The sequence below is a fragment of the Rhizobium sp. BK602 genome (genome assembly GCF_014195095.1).
Classification (GTDB): domain Bacteria; phylum Pseudomonadota; class Alphaproteobacteria; order Rhizobiales; family Rhizobiaceae; genus Rhizobium.
This window is the reverse complement of the sequence record NZ_JACIBC010000007.1, coordinates 78756-95429: the sequence shown is the minus strand read 5'-3', so window position 1 is coordinate 95429 and position 16674 is coordinate 78756. Positions and strand designations below refer to the sequence as shown.

Annotated in this window: 13 protein-coding genes; 7 read left to right on the top strand and 6 right to left on the bottom strand. The window is 61.0% G+C overall.

Annotated features, from left to right (window positions below; translation table 11 throughout):
- The first annotated feature begins 45 nt into the window (after positions 1-45).
- Entirely contained in the window at positions 46-1434 is a 1389-nt protein-coding gene (locus FHX11_RS22260) for an MFS transporter (RefSeq protein WP_184360947.1), read from the top strand.
- A gap of 199 nt (positions 1435-1633) precedes the next feature.
- Here the strand turns inward: FHX11_RS22260 and purH are convergent, their stop codons facing one another.
- The 4 genes from purH to htpX form a co-directional block, all read right to left on the bottom strand.
- On the bottom strand, positions 1634-3250 hold the full coding sequence (gene purH, locus FHX11_RS22255; RefSeq protein ID WP_184360944.1) for a bifunctional phosphoribosylaminoimidazolecarboxamide formyltransferase/IMP cyclohydrolase: 1617 nt from the start codon (positions 3248-3250) through the stop codon (positions 1634-1636).
- A gap of 170 nt (positions 3251-3420) precedes the next feature.
- On the bottom strand, positions 3421-5046 hold the full coding sequence (locus FHX11_RS22250) for a heparinase II/III family protein (protein ID WP_246781111.1): 1626 nt from the start codon (positions 5044-5046) through the stop codon (positions 3421-3423).
- A gap of 169 nt (positions 5047-5215) precedes the next feature.
- Entirely contained in the window at positions 5216-6622 is a 1407-nt protein-coding gene (locus FHX11_RS22245; protein ID WP_184360939.1) for an RsmB/NOP family class I SAM-dependent RNA methyltransferase, read from the bottom strand.
- Positions 6619-7605, bottom strand: a complete 987-nt coding sequence (htpX, locus tag FHX11_RS22240; RefSeq protein ID WP_184360936.1) for a zinc metalloprotease HtpX — start codon at positions 7603-7605, stop codon at positions 6619-6621. Before htpX ends, FHX11_RS22245 begins: the two co-directional genes overlap by 4 nt.
- Positions 7606-7714: 109 nt before the next feature.
- On the opposite strand from htpX, the gene FHX11_RS22235 reads away from it, so the two are divergent.
- Positions 7715-7933 (top strand): DUF1674 domain-containing protein, encoded by a 219-nt coding sequence (locus tag FHX11_RS22235; RefSeq protein WP_184360933.1) that lies wholly within the window; start codon positions 7715-7717, stop codon positions 7931-7933.
- 150 nt (positions 7934-8083) lie between these two features.
- Complete coding sequence (locus FHX11_RS22230) at positions 8084-8848, top strand: DUF3800 domain-containing protein (protein ID WP_184360931.1); 765 nt, start codon at positions 8084-8086, stop codon at positions 8846-8848.
- 307 nt (positions 8849-9155) lie between these two features.
- Here the strand turns inward: FHX11_RS22230 and acs are convergent, their stop codons facing one another.
- Positions 9156-11114 (bottom strand): acetate--CoA ligase, encoded by a 1959-nt coding sequence (gene acs / locus FHX11_RS22225; RefSeq protein ID WP_184360928.1) that lies wholly within the window; start codon positions 11112-11114, stop codon positions 9156-9158.
- A 222-nt stretch (positions 11115-11336) separates the two neighbouring features.
- Between acs and FHX11_RS22220 the strand changes: the two genes are divergently transcribed.
- Both FHX11_RS22220 and FHX11_RS22215 read left to right on the top strand, forming a co-directional pair.
- Positions 11337-12044 carry a DUF1013 domain-containing protein gene (locus FHX11_RS22220; RefSeq protein ID WP_184360925.1) on the top strand — a complete coding sequence of 236 codons (708 nt, stop codon included), beginning with the start codon at positions 11337-11339 and terminating at the stop codon, positions 12042-12044.
- A gap of 162 nt (positions 12045-12206) precedes the next feature.
- Entirely contained in the window at positions 12207-12620 is a 414-nt protein-coding gene (locus tag FHX11_RS22215; protein WP_184360922.1) for a hypothetical protein, read from the top strand.
- Positions 12621-12660: 40 nt separating this feature from the next.
- Here FHX11_RS22215 and FHX11_RS22210 read toward each other — a convergent pair whose 3' ends face one another.
- Positions 12661-13320 (bottom strand): YggS family pyridoxal phosphate-dependent enzyme, encoded by a 660-nt coding sequence (locus tag FHX11_RS22210; RefSeq protein ID WP_184361567.1) that lies wholly within the window; start codon positions 13318-13320, stop codon positions 12661-12663.
- Positions 13321-13521: 201 nt separating this feature from the next.
- On the opposite strand from FHX11_RS22210, the gene leuS reads away from it, so the two are divergent.
- Both leuS and lptE read left to right on the top strand, forming a co-directional pair.
- Positions 13522-16152 (top strand): leucine--tRNA ligase, encoded by a 2631-nt coding sequence (gene leuS / locus FHX11_RS22205; RefSeq protein WP_184360919.1) that lies wholly within the window; start codon positions 13522-13524, stop codon positions 16150-16152.
- Positions 16142-16663 (top strand): LPS assembly lipoprotein LptE, encoded by a 522-nt coding sequence (gene lptE, locus FHX11_RS22200; protein ID WP_184360916.1) that lies wholly within the window; start codon positions 16142-16144, stop codon positions 16661-16663. The genes leuS and lptE overlap by 11 nt, the downstream gene beginning before the upstream one ends.
- Positions 16664-16674: the final 11 nt, after the last annotated feature.

Below are 16674 nucleotides of genomic sequence, written 5' to 3'. Positions count from 1 at the left end.
GTCCCGCCCGACTCAATAGCCGACCGGCGAAGCAAGGGCAGGAATTTGGTGGCGACGGAAACGAGCGATGATGTGCCGGCGAAAGTGCCGGCACGGGGCATCTGGGGCTGGATGTTCTTCGACTGGGCGGCCCAGCCCTTCTTCACCGTCGTCACCACCTTCATCTTCGGCCCCTATTTCGTGGCGCGGCTGACGGCGGATCCGGTTTCGGCGCAGACGACTTGGAGCAACATGGCGACGATCTCCTCGGTGATCATTGCCGTGCTGTCGCCGGTGCTCGGCTCGATCGCCGACCAGTCCGGGGCGCGCAAACCGTGGATCGCCTTTTTTGCCGTCATCAAGATCGCCAGTCTTTTCTGCCTTTGGGAAGCGGCTCCCGGCTCGCCGGTGATCTATCCGGTGATCTTCATGATCCTGGCCTCGATCTCGGCGGAATTCTCGATCGTCTTCAACGATTCGATGATGCCGAGGCTCGTCGGCAAGGACGATGTCGGCCGGCTGTCGAATACCGCCTGGGGGCTGGGCTATCTCGGCGGCATGATCGTGCTCATCGCCGTCGTGACGCTTTTGGCCGGCAATCCCGAGACCGGTAAGACCATCCTCGGCCTGACGCCGCTGTTCGGCCTCGATGCCACGCTCGGCGAGGACGCACGCATCACCGGCCCGATCGCCGCCGTCTGGTATTTCCTCTTCATCCTGCCGATGTTCCTGTTCACGCCGGATGCCGCACGCGGCCTGCCGCTCCGCTCAGCCGTCCGCTCCGGCCTGCACGAATTGAGAACGACGCTCGGCGAGTTGAAGCGGCGCCGCGGCATCAGCCTCTTCCTGATCGCCCGCATGATCTACCAGGACGGCGTCAATGGCTTGTTGATCCTCGGCGGCACCTTCGCGGCCGGCATGTTCGGCTGGGCGACCATCGAGATCGGCATCTACGGCATCATCCTCAACGTCGTCGCCATTTTCGGCTGCTTCATCGCCGGCTATGTCGACCGCTGGCTAGGTTCGAAGATAACCGTCGTCATCAGCCTCACCTTACTGCTCGTCGCCACCTTCGGCATCGTCTCCACCGGGCCGGGCTTCACGCTTTTCGGCCTCGTGCCGCTTTCGACCGTCGATTCCGGCGGCCTGTTCGGGACGGCGGCGGAAAAGGCCTATATCGGCTACGGCCTCTTGATCGGCATCGCCTTCGGCCCGGTGCAGGCTTCCTCGCGTTCCTATCTCGCCCGCAGCGTCAGCCTGTCGGAAGCCGGCCGCTATTTCGGCATCTACGCGCTCTCCGGCCGCGCCACCAGCTTCATGGCAACGCTGTTCTTCTCGCTGGTGACCTATTGGAGCGGCTCCGCCCGCCTCGGCATGGCGACGCTGGTCATTTTCCTGGCCGGCGGCCTGCTGCTTCTGCTGCCGACGCCCTATCCGGCGGACAGGGAGAGATAGGGATATCCTTATTTCGAAAAGAGGATATGCTCATTTCCTTCTCCCCAGCGGGGAGAAGGTGGCCCGAAGGGTCGGATGAGGGGGGCCCGCGGCATATTCGGAGCCGACCATGGCCACTGCCGACGACCCTTCCACGGTAACGCCCCCGCACCCGCGCGTTCCGCGCAACCCTCTCCCCGCTGGGGCAAGGGTAGAACCATCAATGGCGGAAGTGACGCACGCCAGTGAACACCATCGCGACATTGTGCTCGTTGGCAGCGTCGATGACCTCCTGGTCACGCATCGAGCCGCCGGGCTGGATAACGGCCGTGGCGCCGGCTGCGATTGCCGAGAGCAGGCCGTCGGCAAAGGGCAGGAAGGCTTCGGAGGCGACGGCGGAGCCGCGCGTCAGCGGCTCGGCGAGCCCCATGGCCTTGGCCGCCTCTTCCGCCTTGATCGCCGCGATGCGGGCGGAGTCGACGCGGCTCATCTGGCCCGCGCCGATGCCGGCCGTCTGGCCGTCCTTGGCGTAGACGACGGCATTCGATTTCACATGCTTGGCGACACGGAAGGCGAACTTCATGTCTTCCAGCTCCTGCGCCGTCGGCGCGCGCTTGGTGACGACCTTCAACTCCATGTCCTCGACCAAGGCATTGTCGCGGTTCTGGACGAGCAGGCCGCCGGAGACGGTCTTGGCGGTGAGGCCAGGCACGCGCGGATCGGGCAGGGCGCCGACCGACAGCAGGCGCAGGTTCGGTTTGCGGGCGATGATTGCCTTGGCTTCCTCGCTGACCGCCGGCGCGATGATGACTTCGGTGAAGAGCTTGACGATCTCCTCTGCCGTTTCGGCATCGAGCAGGCTGTTCAGCGCGATGATGCCGCCAAAGGCCGAGGTGGAATCGCAGGCGAGCGCCCGCTTATAGGCTTCCACCAGGCTCGGGCCGGTGGCGACGCCGCAGGGGTTGGCGTGCTTGATGATCGCGCAGGCCGGACCCTTTTCCGGCAGAAACTCGGCAACGAGTTCATAGGCCGCGTCGGTATCGTTGATATTATTGTAGGAAAGTTGCTTGCCCTGCAGGAGCGTCGCCGTGGAAACGCCGGGGCGGTTCTCGCCGGTGACGTAGAAAGCCGCCTTCTGGTGCGGATTTTCGCCGTAGCGCATTTCCTCGCGCAGCGCGCCGCCGATGACGCGGTGACGCGGCGTGGCGATATCGAGCACGTCGGCAAACCAGTTGGAGATCATCGCGTCATAGGCCGCGGTGCGGGCAAAAGCCTTGGCGGCCATGCGCTTGCGGAAATCGTAGGTCGTCTGGCCGGCATCGGCCGAAAGCTGCGCCAGCAGCTCGGCATAATCGGCCGGATCGGTCAGGGTGGTCACATAGGCGTGGTTCTTCGCCGAGGCGCGGATCATCGCCGGGCCGCCGATATCGATGTTCTCAACCGTCGTCGGATAGTCGCCGCCGGCCTTGCGAACGTCCTCGAAAGGATAGAGGTTGATGACGGCGAGATCGATCCCCTCGATACCGTGCTCCGCCATCGCGGCCTGATGCTCGGCATCGTCGCGGATGGCGAGCAAGCCGCCGTGCACCTTCGGATGCAGCGTCTTGACGCGGCCGTCCATGATTTCCGGGAAGCCCGTGACGTCCGAAACGTCGGTGACGGCCAGGCCGGCCGCGGCGATCGCCTTGTGCGTGCCGCCGGTCGACAGCAGCCGCACGCCCTGTTCGCTGAGCGCGCGGGCCAGCTCGACGATGCCGGTCTTGTCGAAGACCGACAGAAGCGCGGTTTTCACCTTCACCTTGTCGGGAGCGGGGATTTTCTTGGAAACGACGGCCATGGGCTTTCTCCGGTCTAAAGCAATTCCAGGAAAAGTGCGCAACGGTTTTCCGTTGGAATTGCGGGATAACAAAAACAGAGCGGGAACCGCTCTGGCATGAGGAGATGAGATGTCCGGCGGATGGGCACGGGACGATATGCCGCCCCGTTAGCATAGCTGACGCTGTTAGCCTATGGCCGATGGGACAAAAACCAACGGATTTCCGGCTTTTCGGAGATCGGGAAGACGATCTCGAGCTGGTCGGAGGAGCGCATGCCGGAGGCATCGGCGAAAAATATGTCCTCGGCTACCAGCACTTCGTTGCCCGGCGAGGAAAACACCCAGGTTTCGCCATCCGGCGCGATCAGCAGGGCGCTGTCCGTCTCGGTCTGCAACAGGCTGATGCCGGGATGGACATGGAAACGGGCCGAGGCCAGGCATTCGGCCCTCGGCTGATGCTTCTTGCCCTCGGGCACGAAGAAGCGGTCACGGCCGGCGAGAATGGTGCCGGCGGCGTTCAGGCTCAGCTCGCGCTCGTGCACATAACCGAAGGGCGCGAGATAGCCGTCATGCGCCGCCCGGACATAATCGCGGCCGTCCTCGGTCTCGGCACGCTCGACAATGACCTTCTTCACGCCCCGGACCATCACCGGGCCAAGCGTCTTCGACTTGGAAAAATGGCAGGAAGAGGTGTCGTTGAGCGTCACGGTCGAATGCGCCGCCGTCATGCGGGCGGCCTGCACATAGCGATCGCCGGCAAATTCCGGCGCACCGGAATTGACGATGAAGCGGGTCTTGCCGGAGGACATTTCGAAGGACAGGCAGCCGGCATGCGCGGTGCGGCTGAGATCGGCCGAGACGGGACAGCCGGTATCGACGATGACGACGGCCTGGCCGGCCGCCAGCCGATGATATTTGGCATGCGGCAGCGCCTTGAAGGTCTGGCCCGCCGTCTCGTCGTAGCGCAGCACCGACATCAGTTCGTTGGCCAGCGTCGAGGTCGCGCCGTTGAACAGCGCCAGGTCGCCATCCTGATGACGGAAGAAGCGCAGCGCCGGATACATGCGGTCGATGCCGGGGATGAGCCGCGACGGCACGTCATGACCGAGATTGACATAGGTCTGGCGCAACGGCAGCAGGTCGAGCAGCAGTTCCAGCGCCACGCGCGGATTGCGCGAGATATGCCCGCCATCGGGCAGGATCTGCCGGTCGATTTCGCGGTTGAGCGCCTGACCGGCGCGCTTCAGCGTCGAGGCCCTGTTCGGCATGGAGACCGAGGACATGGCAAGCGCGATGCGCACCCGGAAGCGGGTGGCGCCATCCCGCGTCGTCGCCGCAACCCGGCGAAGATAGCGCACATGCAGAACCAGCATGCGCATGAAACGGCGATAGAAACCGCTATCGGTGCCCTGCAGCAGCACCGGCGAATGCGACAGCCAGGCGATCAGCCGCTGCGCGGCTGTGTCGGGCGCCCAGGCGATGCCCTGCAGCTTCCGGCCATGCACGGCCATCCAGTCGCTGACGATGGAACGGGCCAGCGCGGAGGCCTGATCGCTCTTTTCCGCCCGCAAATGCCGCAGCCAGCGGAAATTGTGCAGTTTGGCGGCAAAGGCATGCGACGGCAGTTCGAGGGAAAAGGGCGATACGCCATCGGTTTCGAGCACACGGCCCGCCAGCAGGATGCGCCCGTTCAGAAGCTCTTCGACGAAAAAGGGATCGACGCTGCGCAGGTCCGTCGGTGCCACGATCAACCGTTCCGGCACACGCATCGTGTGGCGGGTGAGGCGCAATCGCGCCAACGCCGCGCGGCGAGACATCCGCCGCCATGCTTCCCGCATGTGTAAACTCACCAAACCCTGCCGCAAAAATACATCTTTGCTCGCGCCTACTCTCAACATCCGTGGTTAAGAAGAGGTTAGGAATATCTCAAATAGGGACACTCTGCCCGATTTTTGATCAATCAGGCGTAACCGCTCGAACATACCACTATCGCGTGCGGCGAAGCACCACGGCATAGAAGCCATCAAGCCCCGAGGCAAAGCCAGAGAGCGGCAGCATGTCGGGCGTGGTGCGGAAGGCACCGAGAGGAGAGATCGCCGCTTCGAGACCTGGCCAATCCTGCGGCCTGATCGCCACGCGCTCGGCGATATCCGTCCCGGAGAGGATACGTGCGACCAGATCCTCGCCCTCTTCGGGATCGAGCGAGCAATTGGAAAAGACGACGATCCCGCCGGGCTTGACCAGCGTCAAGGCATGGCGCAGCAGACGCTCCTGCAGGCCGGCAAGCTTGGCGATATCCTCTGGTCCCTTGGTCCAGAGCACATCCGGATGGCGCCGCGTCGTGCCCGTGGACGAGCAGGGGGCGTCGAGAAGGGCGGCGTCGAAGAGCTCGTCCGGCTGGAACTTCGCCATGTCGGCCACGACCGCTTCCGCCTCCAGCCCAAGCCGCGCCAGATTGGCGGCGAGCCGCTTCAGGCGGTTGGCGGACTGGTCGAGCGCCGTCACCTTGCCGCCGGCAAGGATGAGCTGCGCCGTCTTGCCGCCGGGCGCGGCGCAGAGGTCCACGACCCTTTTGCCGGCAAGCGAACCGAACAGCTTGGCGGGAATGCTGGCGGCGGCATCCTGCACCCACCATTGCCCGTCGGCAAATCCGTCCAGCGACGGGATCGAACCTTCGAAGGCGGCGAGCCGCACGCCGCCGGTGGGCAGCACGACGCCATTCAGGCGCTTGGCCCAGCCATCGGCATCGGACTTGACCGTGACGTCGATCGCCGCCGGTTCCAGCTGCGTCTCGGAGATCCTGAGCGCCGCGTCCTTGCCATAGGCAGCCTCCAGGCGCGACAGGAACCAGGCGGGCATGGCCGGCACATCGGCAACCCGGCTCAATATCTCCGCCTTCTCCCGCCCGATGCGCCGGAGAATGGCGTTGACCAGCTTGGCGAAGCGGCGGTTGCGCGGGTCCTGATTGGCCTGTTCCACGGCGATGTCGACAGCCGAATGATCCGGCACGTCGAGATAGAGCATCTGCGCAGCACCCACCACCAGCACATGATGCAGGGCGCGCGCGCCTTCCGGCAATGGCGAGTCCAGCAGCGAGGAAATCGCCGCCTCGATGCGCGGCAGGTGCCGCAGGGCGGAATTCAGGATGGCGCGCACCAGCGCCCGGTCGCTGTCGCCGAGCGCCTTGTAGGCGGGATTGCCGCCCTCGGCATCCAGCATGCCGTCGAGCGGCGTCTTGCGGTCGATGACAGCCGAAAGGATCTTCGTCGCGGCCGCGCGCGCGGCAAACCCAGGCTTGGATGGAACCGAATCACGCGGTCTGCCTTGGGCCGAGCGGTTGCCTGCCTGCTTTCCGTCTTTGTTGAAACGTTTGTTTTTATTATCAGAACTCAAGACCAGGGACCCTTCGGCGGTTGCGAACCACCGCGACCCGTATTCGGCACGGAGCGCGATTTGCGCACCGGATTAGCAGTCATGGCCGGTCCCGTCGAGCCAAAGCCGGACGAAACGCCGCCGGAAGGGCCTGCGCTGCCGCCATGGCGCGCCATCTCCTGCAGCGCGGCAATGCGGTTCTCCGTGTTCGGATGGGTCGAGAACAGATTGTCCATGCGCGCGCCGGACAAAGGATTGATGATGAACATATGCGCCGTCGCCGGATGCCCTTCGGCTTCCTCGTTCGGAATATGCGCCGCGCCCCGCGCGATCTTGCCGAGCGCCGAGGCGAGCCAGAGCGGATTGCCGCAGATTTCCGCGCCGCGGCGGTCGGCCGAATATTCGCGGGTACGGCTGATCGCCATCTGCACCAGCATGGCGGCAAGCGGAGCGACGATCATCGCCACCAGCACGCCGACAGCGCCGAGCGGATTGTTGTTGTCGCGGCGGCCACCGAAGAAAAAGGCGAAATTGCCGAGCATGGAGATGGCGCCGGCAAGCGTCGCCGTGATCGTCATGGTCAGCGTGTCGCGATTTTGGACATGCGCGAGTTCGTGCGCCATGACACCCGCCACTTCCTGCGGCGTCAGCGCATGCAGAAGGCCGGTCGAGGCGGCGACGGCGGCATTCTGCGGATTGCGGCCGGTGGCGAAGGCATTCGGCTGCGGATTGTCGTAGAGATAGACCTTCGGCATCGGCAGGCCGGCATTGCGGGCGAGATCGCGCACGATGCCGTAGAACTCCGGGGCGCTGCGCTCATCCACCTCCTGCGCGCCATAGGTCGACAATACCATGCGGTCGGAATTCCAGTAGGAAAAGAAATTCATGCCGGCGGCCGCGACGAGCGCGATCATCATGCCGGACTGACCGCCGATCAGGTAGCCGACGCCCATGAACAGCGCGGTCATGAAGGCCAGAAGCATGGCGGTACGCATGAGATTCATCTAAACTCTCCAACACATCTGTCGTCCAAACCTTTTTCTTTGCGGCCGGACGCACTATGATTTGGCTATTCCTCCCTGCATTTCAATATTTCGGAGGTCGCGCGAGACCATGCAGACTGCAGATAACGACAATAAAATCGACACCGAGACCGACGACATTGCACGCAAGCCGCTCTCGCCAGCAGCTAAGCGCGCCCTTGCCGAAGCCGAGGAGCGGCGCCAAGCACAGGCGCAAGCCCAACTTGCCCCCGAAATCGGCGGCCGCGGCGGCGCCGACCCAGCCCGCTTCGGCGATTGGGAAATCAACGGCCGAGCGATCGATTTTTAAGGTAAAATTAAAGTTCAATTTTATCCAATCAAAGCGGATCGTCGTTTTGATGGAATCATAGATTGCAAATAAGAGTCGTCTTCACTTCCAATCAAGCTTATATTTAATCAGCGTTTTGGGAGGGCGCGATTCGTCGGGTAGGAGATTGCAGTGGAAGATTCTATCTCTGATATAATATTTCGCGCTCGAAACAACTATACACCTCCAAAACTCTCATCAGAAACGGATAATATTCGTCAAAAATTAAGCCAAAAACCTATGGGTAATAGCTATATATTTGCCGACGAAGCGGGATGCTTTACTTTTAATAGAAACCAAAACGTGAGCAAATATTTTATAATTTGCACCGTTACAACAAAGGATCTTGGCGTTGGACACGCGCTACAAGAACTCCGCCATCAATTACTTTGGGATAAATTCGATATTGGAGATTTTTTTCACGCTACCGTTGACTCTCAAGCTGTCAGAGATCGAGTTTTCCAGGAAATTCTAAAATACGATTTCCAAGTTCAGGCTACTATTTGTGAAAAAGCAAAAGCTCAGCCGCATATTCGTCAGGACAAGTCCAGATTCTATAAATATCCCTGGTTTTATCAATTCAAACATGGCGTTACGAAACACGTCGACAAGAATACGCGGGTGTTAATTACCGCCGCATCAATCGGTACGAAGAAAGAAAGAGCGACGTTTACAACCGCTCTCAGTGACGTGATGTCGCAAACTATCCACAACATACAATGGGCTGTCGATTTCCGACCGTCCAATTGTGATCCGTGCCTACAGCTAGCCGACTATTGCGCATGGGCAATTCAGAGAAAATGGGAAAGAGGAGATAACAGGTCTTATGACCTTATTAAAAATCGTATTTCTTACGAGTATGAACTCTGGAAAAACGGCAAACAACTCTACTACTGAGTAGGTGCAACCCGCCATATCGGCGATCTTAGCTATCTCTTGAAAGTCCCAGGGGCCTTTGTCACTAAGCAAGGGTTGCATTAATAGAATAGAGTCTTATTTGATTCAGTCAATAGAATCATTCACTTAACAAATGAAAACGATTCAACCGCTTGGTTTCGCTCGATTCTTTTTAAAGAGCGCAACAAAAGTTAGCCATTAAAACCTACATGTGTGCGGAACTTAACCCTAAATGATCTGATCAATGAATTTAATGAGTGCTGAAAAACGCCGCCTCAGTTCTCCAAGGCGGCGTTTTAAATAATAATCAAGCAGCATCCGCCTTGTTCTGCCGATTGGCGATCAGATCGTCGACAACAGCCGGATCGGCGAGCGTCGAGGTATCGCCGAGCGCGCCGAAATCGTCTTCGGCGATCTTGCGCAGGATACGGCGCATGATCTTGCCGGAGCGGGTTTTCGGCAGGCCGGGGGCGAACTGGATCTTGTCGGGCGAGGCGATCGGGCCGATCTCGGTGCGGACGTGTTTCACCAGCTCCTGGCGCAGTGCGTCCGAGCCCTCCTGACCGGCCATCAGCGTCACATAGCAATAGATGCCCTGGCCCTTGATCGAATGCGGATAGCCGACGACCGCCGCCTCCGAGACATGCGTGTGCGACACCAGCGCCGATTCGACCTCCGCCGTGCCGAGGCGGTGGCCGGAAACGTTGAGCACGTCATCGACGCGACCGGTGATCCAGTAATAGCCGTCCTCGTCGCGGCGGCAGCCGTCGCCGGTGAAATACTTGCCCTTGTAGGTGGAGAAATAGGTCTGGATGAAGCGCTCGTGATCGCCATAGACCGTGCGCATCTGGCCGGGCCAGCTGTCGGCGATGACGAGATTGCCGTCGACGGCACCTTCCAGCACATTGCCTTCATTATCGACCAGCTGTGGCTGTACGCCGAAGAAGGGCAGGGTGGCCGAACCGGGTTTCAGATCCGTCGCGCCCGGCAGCGGCGTGATCATATGGCCGCCGGTCTCCGTCTGCCACCAGGTATCGACGATCGGGCAGCGGCTGTCGCCGACCACCTTGTAATACCATTCCCAGGCTTCCGGATTGATCGGCTCGCCGACCGTACCGAGCAGGCGCAGGCTGGAGCGCGAGGAGCGCTTGACGAAATGATCGCCGACGCCCATCAGCGAACGGATCGCCGTCGGCGCGGTGTAGAAGATGTTGACCTTGTGCTTGTCGATGATCTCCCAGAATCGGCCTTGATCCGGATAGTTCGGCACGCCCTCGAACATCAGCGAGGTCGCGGCGTTCGCCAGCGGCCCGTAGACGATATAGGAGTGGCCCGTCACCCAGCCGACATCGGCCGTGCACCAGTAGATATCGCCGGGATGATAGTCGAACGTATATTCGTGCGTCATCGCCGCATAGACGAGATAGCCGCCCGTGGTATGCAGCACGCCCTTCGGCTTGCCGGTGGAGCCGGACGTATAGAGGATGAACAGCGGGTCTTCCGCCTTCATCTTCGCCGGCGGACAATCCGCCTTCACCTTGGCGGTTTCCTCGTGGTACCAGAGGTCGCGGCCGGGCGTCCAACCGGTCTTGCCGCCGGTGCGGCGCACGGCCAGGACGGTCTTGACGGTGACTTTCTGCTTGGCGGCGATCTCGATCGCCTTGTCGGTATTGTCCTTGAGCGGGATGGGCTTGCCGCCGCGGATGCCCTCGTCGCAGGTGATGACGAAGGTGGACTGGCAATCGACGATGCGGCCGCCCAGCGCCTCGGGCGAGAAGCCGCCGAAGACGACCGAATGCACCGCGCCGATGCGGGCGCAGGCGAGCATCGCATAGGCCGCTTCCGGGATCATCGGCATATAGATGGTGACGCGATCGCCCTTCTTGACGCCGTGCTTCTTCAGGACGTTCGCCAGCCGGCAGACCTGCTCGTAAAGCTCGTTATAGGTGATCTTCTTGTCGAGATAGGGATTGTCGCCTTCCCAGATGAAAGCGACGCGATCGCCGTGCTTCTTCAAATGCCGGTCGATGCAATTGTAGGAAACGTTGGTAACGCCGTCCTCGAACCACTTGATCGAGACCTTGCCGGTAAAGGATGTGTTCTTGACCTTGGTATAGGGCTTGAACCAGTCGATCCGCTTGCCGTGCTTGCCCCAGAACTTGTCGGGATCCTCGACGCTCCGCTTGTACCATTTCTGGTATTTCGCCTCATCGATCAGCGCGCGCGCCTTGACCGGTTTCGTCACCGGATGAATCTTGTCCGACATGGTTTCCTCCTCAAATTCCGGCACCCATTTCGCAATATTGGGCGGCCATTCCGCGCTATCAATAGCAGGTCAAACCACGACAGCAATTGGACAAAGCGCATTTCATCCGCAAAGAATTGCAATTCCGCGACGCTGCGGTTATATAGGGCCATATTTCCCGGACAATGTGGTGTTACACCCCGGACCGCGACACCGGCGCGGACTGACAGAAGGACTATATCCATGGCTCAACAATTGCTCATGCCGAAGGCAACCGCCATCTGGCTTGTCGACAATACGGCCTTGTCATTCGACCAGATCGCGCAGTTCTGCAAGCTGCATCCGCTCGAAGTCAAGGCGATTGCCGATGGCGAAGCTGCCCAGGGCATCAAGGGCCTCGACCCGATCGCCACCGGCCAGCTCTCGCGCGACGAGATCGCCCGCGCCGAAGCCAATCCGAACCACAAGCTGAAGCTTTCCGAGCCGAAGGTCCGCGTGCCGGAATCCAAGCGCCGCGGCCCGCGCTACACGCCGGTCTCCAAGCGTCAGGACCGCCCGAACGCCATTCTCTGGCTGGTGCGCAACCATCCGGAATTGAAGGACGCGCAGATTTCTCGCCTCGTCGGCACCACCAAGTCGACCATCGAGCAGATCCGCGATCGCACGCACTGGAACTCGACGAACCTGGCCCCGATGGACCCGGTCACGCTCGGCCTGTGCAGCCAGATCGATCTCGACATGGAAGTCGAAAAGGCCGCCAAGGGCCGTCCGCTGCCGACCGCCGCCGAACTCGGCGCGACGCTACAGCCGGCGCAGGAAACCGAGAAGCTCGGCTTCAGCTATGAGCGCGACGACCACAAGGAAAAGGAAATCGACGCCGACGCCGTTTTCGCCAAGCTGAAGTCGCTGAAATCAAGCACCCCGGACGACGAGGACGACGATCATTACTGAGTGCTGATCGATTGCATTTTGTTAGAGCCCCGGTTTCCCGACCGGGGCTTTTTCATATCCAATTATGGCAACGCTTATGATGCATGGTGCTGCGCCCTTATGCGGCGAGCCGTAAGACATGCTATACACTCTCCCTAAGGTTAGGCGAGAGATGAACCTGCAATGTCAATCTTGACATGGGATGCGTATGATTGCGTGCTCGGCCTGGTGGCCTGCGCGATGGCCGCGCGAGTGACAAGGCTGAAAGTCCTGGAAGGGCGTTTCGGAAAATTCGCGATATTTGAACACGTCATACTGCCAGCTATCTTTGTCATTGCTGGTGTCATTGTTTGCCTATTTGTCGAAATCGATGAAGCTATCGTCACTGGCATCATCGTCACATTGTCAGCTCTTATATTGGCTATGCTGATGGCCTTTGCGCCATTCCTGTTTATAGTTTGCGCGTTTTTCGCCTTCGCCTTCGTCACATCCTGGGAACATCTGACCCAGATGGCAGCAGTTTTATTCGTCGGTGTGACAATCGGAAACCTTATCGGTTTTGGACTAGGATCCCGAGGCCGAGCGGCACAGCAATAGTGGCCACCGCATCCTTACGCTGGGGGCTTTGACAGCGGATTTACCGCGCCCCGAAAATCGCCGAACCGACACGGACGCTCGTCGCGCCAAAAGCCACGGCGACCTCATAATCGCTCGACATGCCCATGGAAAGCTTTTCGACGCCGGCCTGTTTGGCAAGCTTGGCGAGCAGCGCGAAATGCGGCCCCGGATTCTCGTCTGCCGGCGGAATGCACATCAATCCTTCGATCGAAAGCCCGAGTTCCCCCCGGCAGAGATCGACGAAGGCGACGGTATCGTCGGGCGCGATCCCGGCCTTTTGCGGCTCCAGACCTGTATTAACCTGTACATAGAGCCTGACGGCCTTGCCCTGCCGCTGCATTTCATCGGCGAGCGCACGGGCGATCTTCTCCCGGTCGACGGTTTCGATGACGTCGAACAGCGCGACGGCGTCCGCCGCCTTGTTCGACTGCAGCGGCCCGATCAGATGCAATTCGATATCGGACGTCTCGGCCTTCAGCGCCGGCCATTTGCCCTGGCTTTCCTGCACGCGGTTTTCGCCGAACACCCGCTGGCCAGCCGAGATCGCCGGACGGATCGCCTCGGCATCGAAGGTCTTGGAAACGGCAACGAGCTGCACGGCGCCTTCCGGCCTCCCGGCCTCGCGTTCCGCCTTCGCGATGTGAGACCGGACCTCGTTCAGCCGCTCTTGAAGTTCCATCATTTCGCCTCGATATCTATGCCTATTCTCAAGACTTTGCAGTAAAGAGGCAAGCCGCCTTTGCCAAGGGCGGAAGCCGCCGAATCCGGCTTTGCATTGCAAGATAAAGCACTTGCCGAGCCTGCTAAACTTGACGCTTGGTTGGTTTCGTGATGAAGGTCACGGCCAACTCCCCATGATTTTTCGGAATACAAGATAAAGATGGCTACCGAACGTTATAATCCGCGCGATGCCGAGCCCCGCTGGCAGCAGAAATGGAACGAGGAAAATGTCTTCCTCACCGACAACGCCGATCCGCGCGAGAAATATTACGTCCTAGAGATGTTCCCCTATCCGTCGGGCCGCATCCATATGGGCCATGTGCGCAACTATGCCATGGGCGACGTCGTCGCCCGCTACAAGCGCGCCCGCGGCTATAACGTCCTGCACCCCATGGGCTGGGACGCCTTCGGCATGCCGGCGGAAAACGCCGCGCGCGACAATAAGGTACATCCGAAGGAGTGGACCTACCAGAACATCGCCTCGATGAAGGCGCAGCTGAAGGCCATGGGCCTGTCGCTGGACTGGAGCCGCGAATTCGCCACCTGCGACGTTGATTACTATCACCGCCAGCAGATGCTCTTCATCGACATGATGCAGAAGGGGCTGGTCTACCGCAAGAAGTCCAAGGTCAACTGGGACCCGGTCGACAACACCGTGCTCGCCAACGAGCAGGTCATCGACGGTCGCGGCTGGCGCTCCGGCGCGCTGGTCGAACAGCGCGAGCTGACGCAATGGTTCTTCAAGATCACCGAGTTCAGCCAGGAACTGCTGGATGCCCTGGACACGCTCGATCACTGGCCGGAAAAAGTACGGCTGATGCAGAAGAACTGGATCGGCCGTTCCGAGGGGTTGACGATCCGCTGGGAAATCGTGCCCGAGACCTCGCCGAATGCCGATCGCGAGATCACCGTTTACACGACACGCCCGGATACGCTGTTCGGCGCCTCCTTCCTGGCGATTTCGGCTGATCATCCACTCGCCAAGGAAGCGGCGGCCTTGAATCCGGCTATCGATGCCTTCTGTGAGGAGTGCCGCCGCGCCGGCACCTCGCTCGCCGCTCTGGAGACCGCCGAGAAGAAGGGCATGGATACCGGCATCCGCGTCCGCCATCCGCTCGATCCGTCCTGGGAGCTGCCCGTCTATATCGCCAACTTCGTGCTGATGGACTACGGCACCGGCGCCATCTTCGGCTGCCCGTCGGGTGACCAGCGCGACCTGGATTTCGCCCGCAAATATGATCTGCCGGTTGTGCCGGTGGTCATGCCGAAAGACGGCGATGCGGCGAGCTTCACCGTTGGCGATGTCGCCTATGATGGCGACGGCGTCATGATCAATTCGCGCTTCCTCGACGGCATGAGCACGGAAGAAGCCTTCGATACGGTGGCGACAAAACTGTCCGCCGAAAACCTCGGCAATGCGCCGCAGGCCGAGCGCAAGGTGAATTTCCGCCTGCGCGACTGGGGCATTTCGCGCCAGCGCTATTGGGGCTGCCCGATCCCGGTCATCCATTGCGAAGATTGCGGCGTGCTGCCGGTGCCGAAGCAGGACCTGCCGGTCAAGCTGCCGGATGACGTCACCTTCGACCTGCCGGGCAATCCGCTCGACCGCCATCCGACCTGGCGGCACGTTGCCTGCCCGCAATGCGGCAAGGATGCCCGTCGCGAAACCGACACGATGGACACCTTCGTCGATTCGAGCTGGTACTACACCCGCTTCACCGCCCCCTGGGCTGATGAACCGACCGACAAGGCCGCCGCCGATCATTGGCTGCCCGTCGATCAATATATTGGCGGCATCGAGCATGCGATTCTGCACCTGCTCTATTCGCGCTTCTTCACCCGCGCCATGCGCGAGACCGGCCATGTCGACGCCAGGGAACCCTTCAAGGGCCTGTTCACGCAGGGCATGGTCGTCCACGAAACCTATAGCCGCGGCAATGGTCTGACCCGCGAATGGGTATCGCCGGCCGATATCCGCATCGAGGAAACCGACGGCCAGCGCCGCGCGACCCTGCTGTCCACCGGCGAGGATATCGCCATCGGCGCCATCGAGAAGATGTCGAAGTCGAAGAAGAACGTTGTCGACCCGGACGATATCATCGCCTCCTACGGTGCCGATACCGCCCGCTTCTTCGTGCTCTCCGATTCGCCGCCGGACCGTGACGTCATCTGGTCGGAGGCCGGCGTCGAGGGCGCGCATCGCTTCACACAGCGCATGTGGCGCCTGGTCTCGGAAGCAGCGGACGAGCTGAAAGCCGTTTCGCCGAATCCGGCTAAGGAAGGCGAGGCGCTGGCGGTCTCCCAGATTGCCCATCGCACGCTGAAGGCGGTTCAGGGCGATTACGACAAGCTCGCCTTCAACAAGGCGGTGGCGCGCATTTACGAATTCGTCAATGCGCTGGCCGCACCCTTGGCCAAGGTCGCCGCCGGCGGCGCGGATGCCGCTTATCGTTCCGCCGTTCGCGAAGCTGTCGAGATCCTGATTGCCCTCGTCGCGCCCATCACGCCGCATCTGGCGGAAGAATGCTCGGCCGCTCTCGGCAATACGCATCTCGTCGCCACCAGCGCCTGGCCTGCCTATGACGACGCGCTGGTCGTCGAGAACGAGATCGTCTATCCCGTGCAGATCAATGGCAAGAAGCGCGCCGAATTGACAATCGCGCGCGATGCGGATCAGAATGCCGTGCAACAAGCCGTGCTCGCCCTGGATGCCGTCGCAAGCGCATTGAATGGTCAGGCGCCAAAGAAGATCATCGTCGTTCCACAGAGGATCGTGAACATTGTCGTCTGATAAGCTTTTCAAACTCGCTCGCCTTGCGGGCGTGGCGTCTCTGATTGCCGCTGCCGGCCTTCTCTCCTCCTGCCAGGTTCGGCCGCTCTATGCCGAGAGCACGGGTGTCACGCAGAAGCTCGCCGATGTTTCCTTCTCCGACGCCAATTCTCGCGTCGGCCAGCAGGTTCGCAATCAGTTGATCTTCATCGCCGGCCGAGGCGCTGGCGAAACGAAGAACCCGAAATATACGGTCGATCTCAGCGTCAGTTCCGGTACAGGCGGCGTTCTCTATCTGCCGTCCTCGGATACGTCGGGTGCCGGCCGCACCACGGTCACGGCGTCCTTCACGCTGAAGAATGTCAGCGACGGCAAGGTGCTGAAATCCGGCAGCCGGTCAGTGACCTCGCTGGTGGACTTCCCGACGCAGGAATTCGCCAAGGCACGCGCCATTCGCGATTCGGAAGACCGCGCTGCGCGCGAAGTCGCCGAGCTTGTGGGTGCCGATATCGCCGCAGCGCTCAGCCGCTGATAAGAGCGCGC

Excerpts from the sequence above, each read along its gene's own strand:
- purH (WP_184360944.1), bottom strand. The coding sequence starts at position 3,250 with ATGGCCGTCGTTTCCAAGAAAATCCCCGCTCCCGACAAGGTGAAGGTG.
- FHX11_RS22250 (WP_246781111.1), bottom strand. The coding sequence starts at position 5,046 with ATGTCTCGCCGCGCGGCGTTGGCGCGATTGCGCCTCACCCGCCACACG.
- htpX (WP_184360936.1), bottom strand. The coding sequence starts at position 7,605 with ATGAATCTCATGCGTACCGCCATGCTTCTGGCCTTCATGACCGCGCTG.
- FHX11_RS22235 (WP_184360933.1), top strand. The coding sequence starts at position 7,715 with ATGCAGACTGCAGATAACGACAATAAAATCGACACCGAGACCGACGAC.
- acs (WP_184360928.1), bottom strand. The coding sequence starts at position 11,114 with ATGTCGGACAAGATTCATCCGGTGACGAAACCGGTCAAGGCGCGCGCG.
- FHX11_RS22220 (WP_184360925.1), top strand. The coding sequence starts at position 11,337 with ATGGCTCAACAATTGCTCATGCCGAAGGCAACCGCCATCTGGCTTGTC.
- FHX11_RS22215 (WP_184360922.1), top strand. The coding sequence starts at position 12,207 with ATGTCAATCTTGACATGGGATGCGTATGATTGCGTGCTCGGCCTGGTG.
- FHX11_RS22210 (WP_184361567.1), bottom strand. The coding sequence starts at position 13,320 with ATGGAACTTCAAGAGCGGCTGAACGAGGTCCGGTCTCACATCGCGAAG.
- leuS (WP_184360919.1), top strand. The coding sequence starts at position 13,522 with ATGGCTACCGAACGTTATAATCCGCGCGATGCCGAGCCCCGCTGGCAG.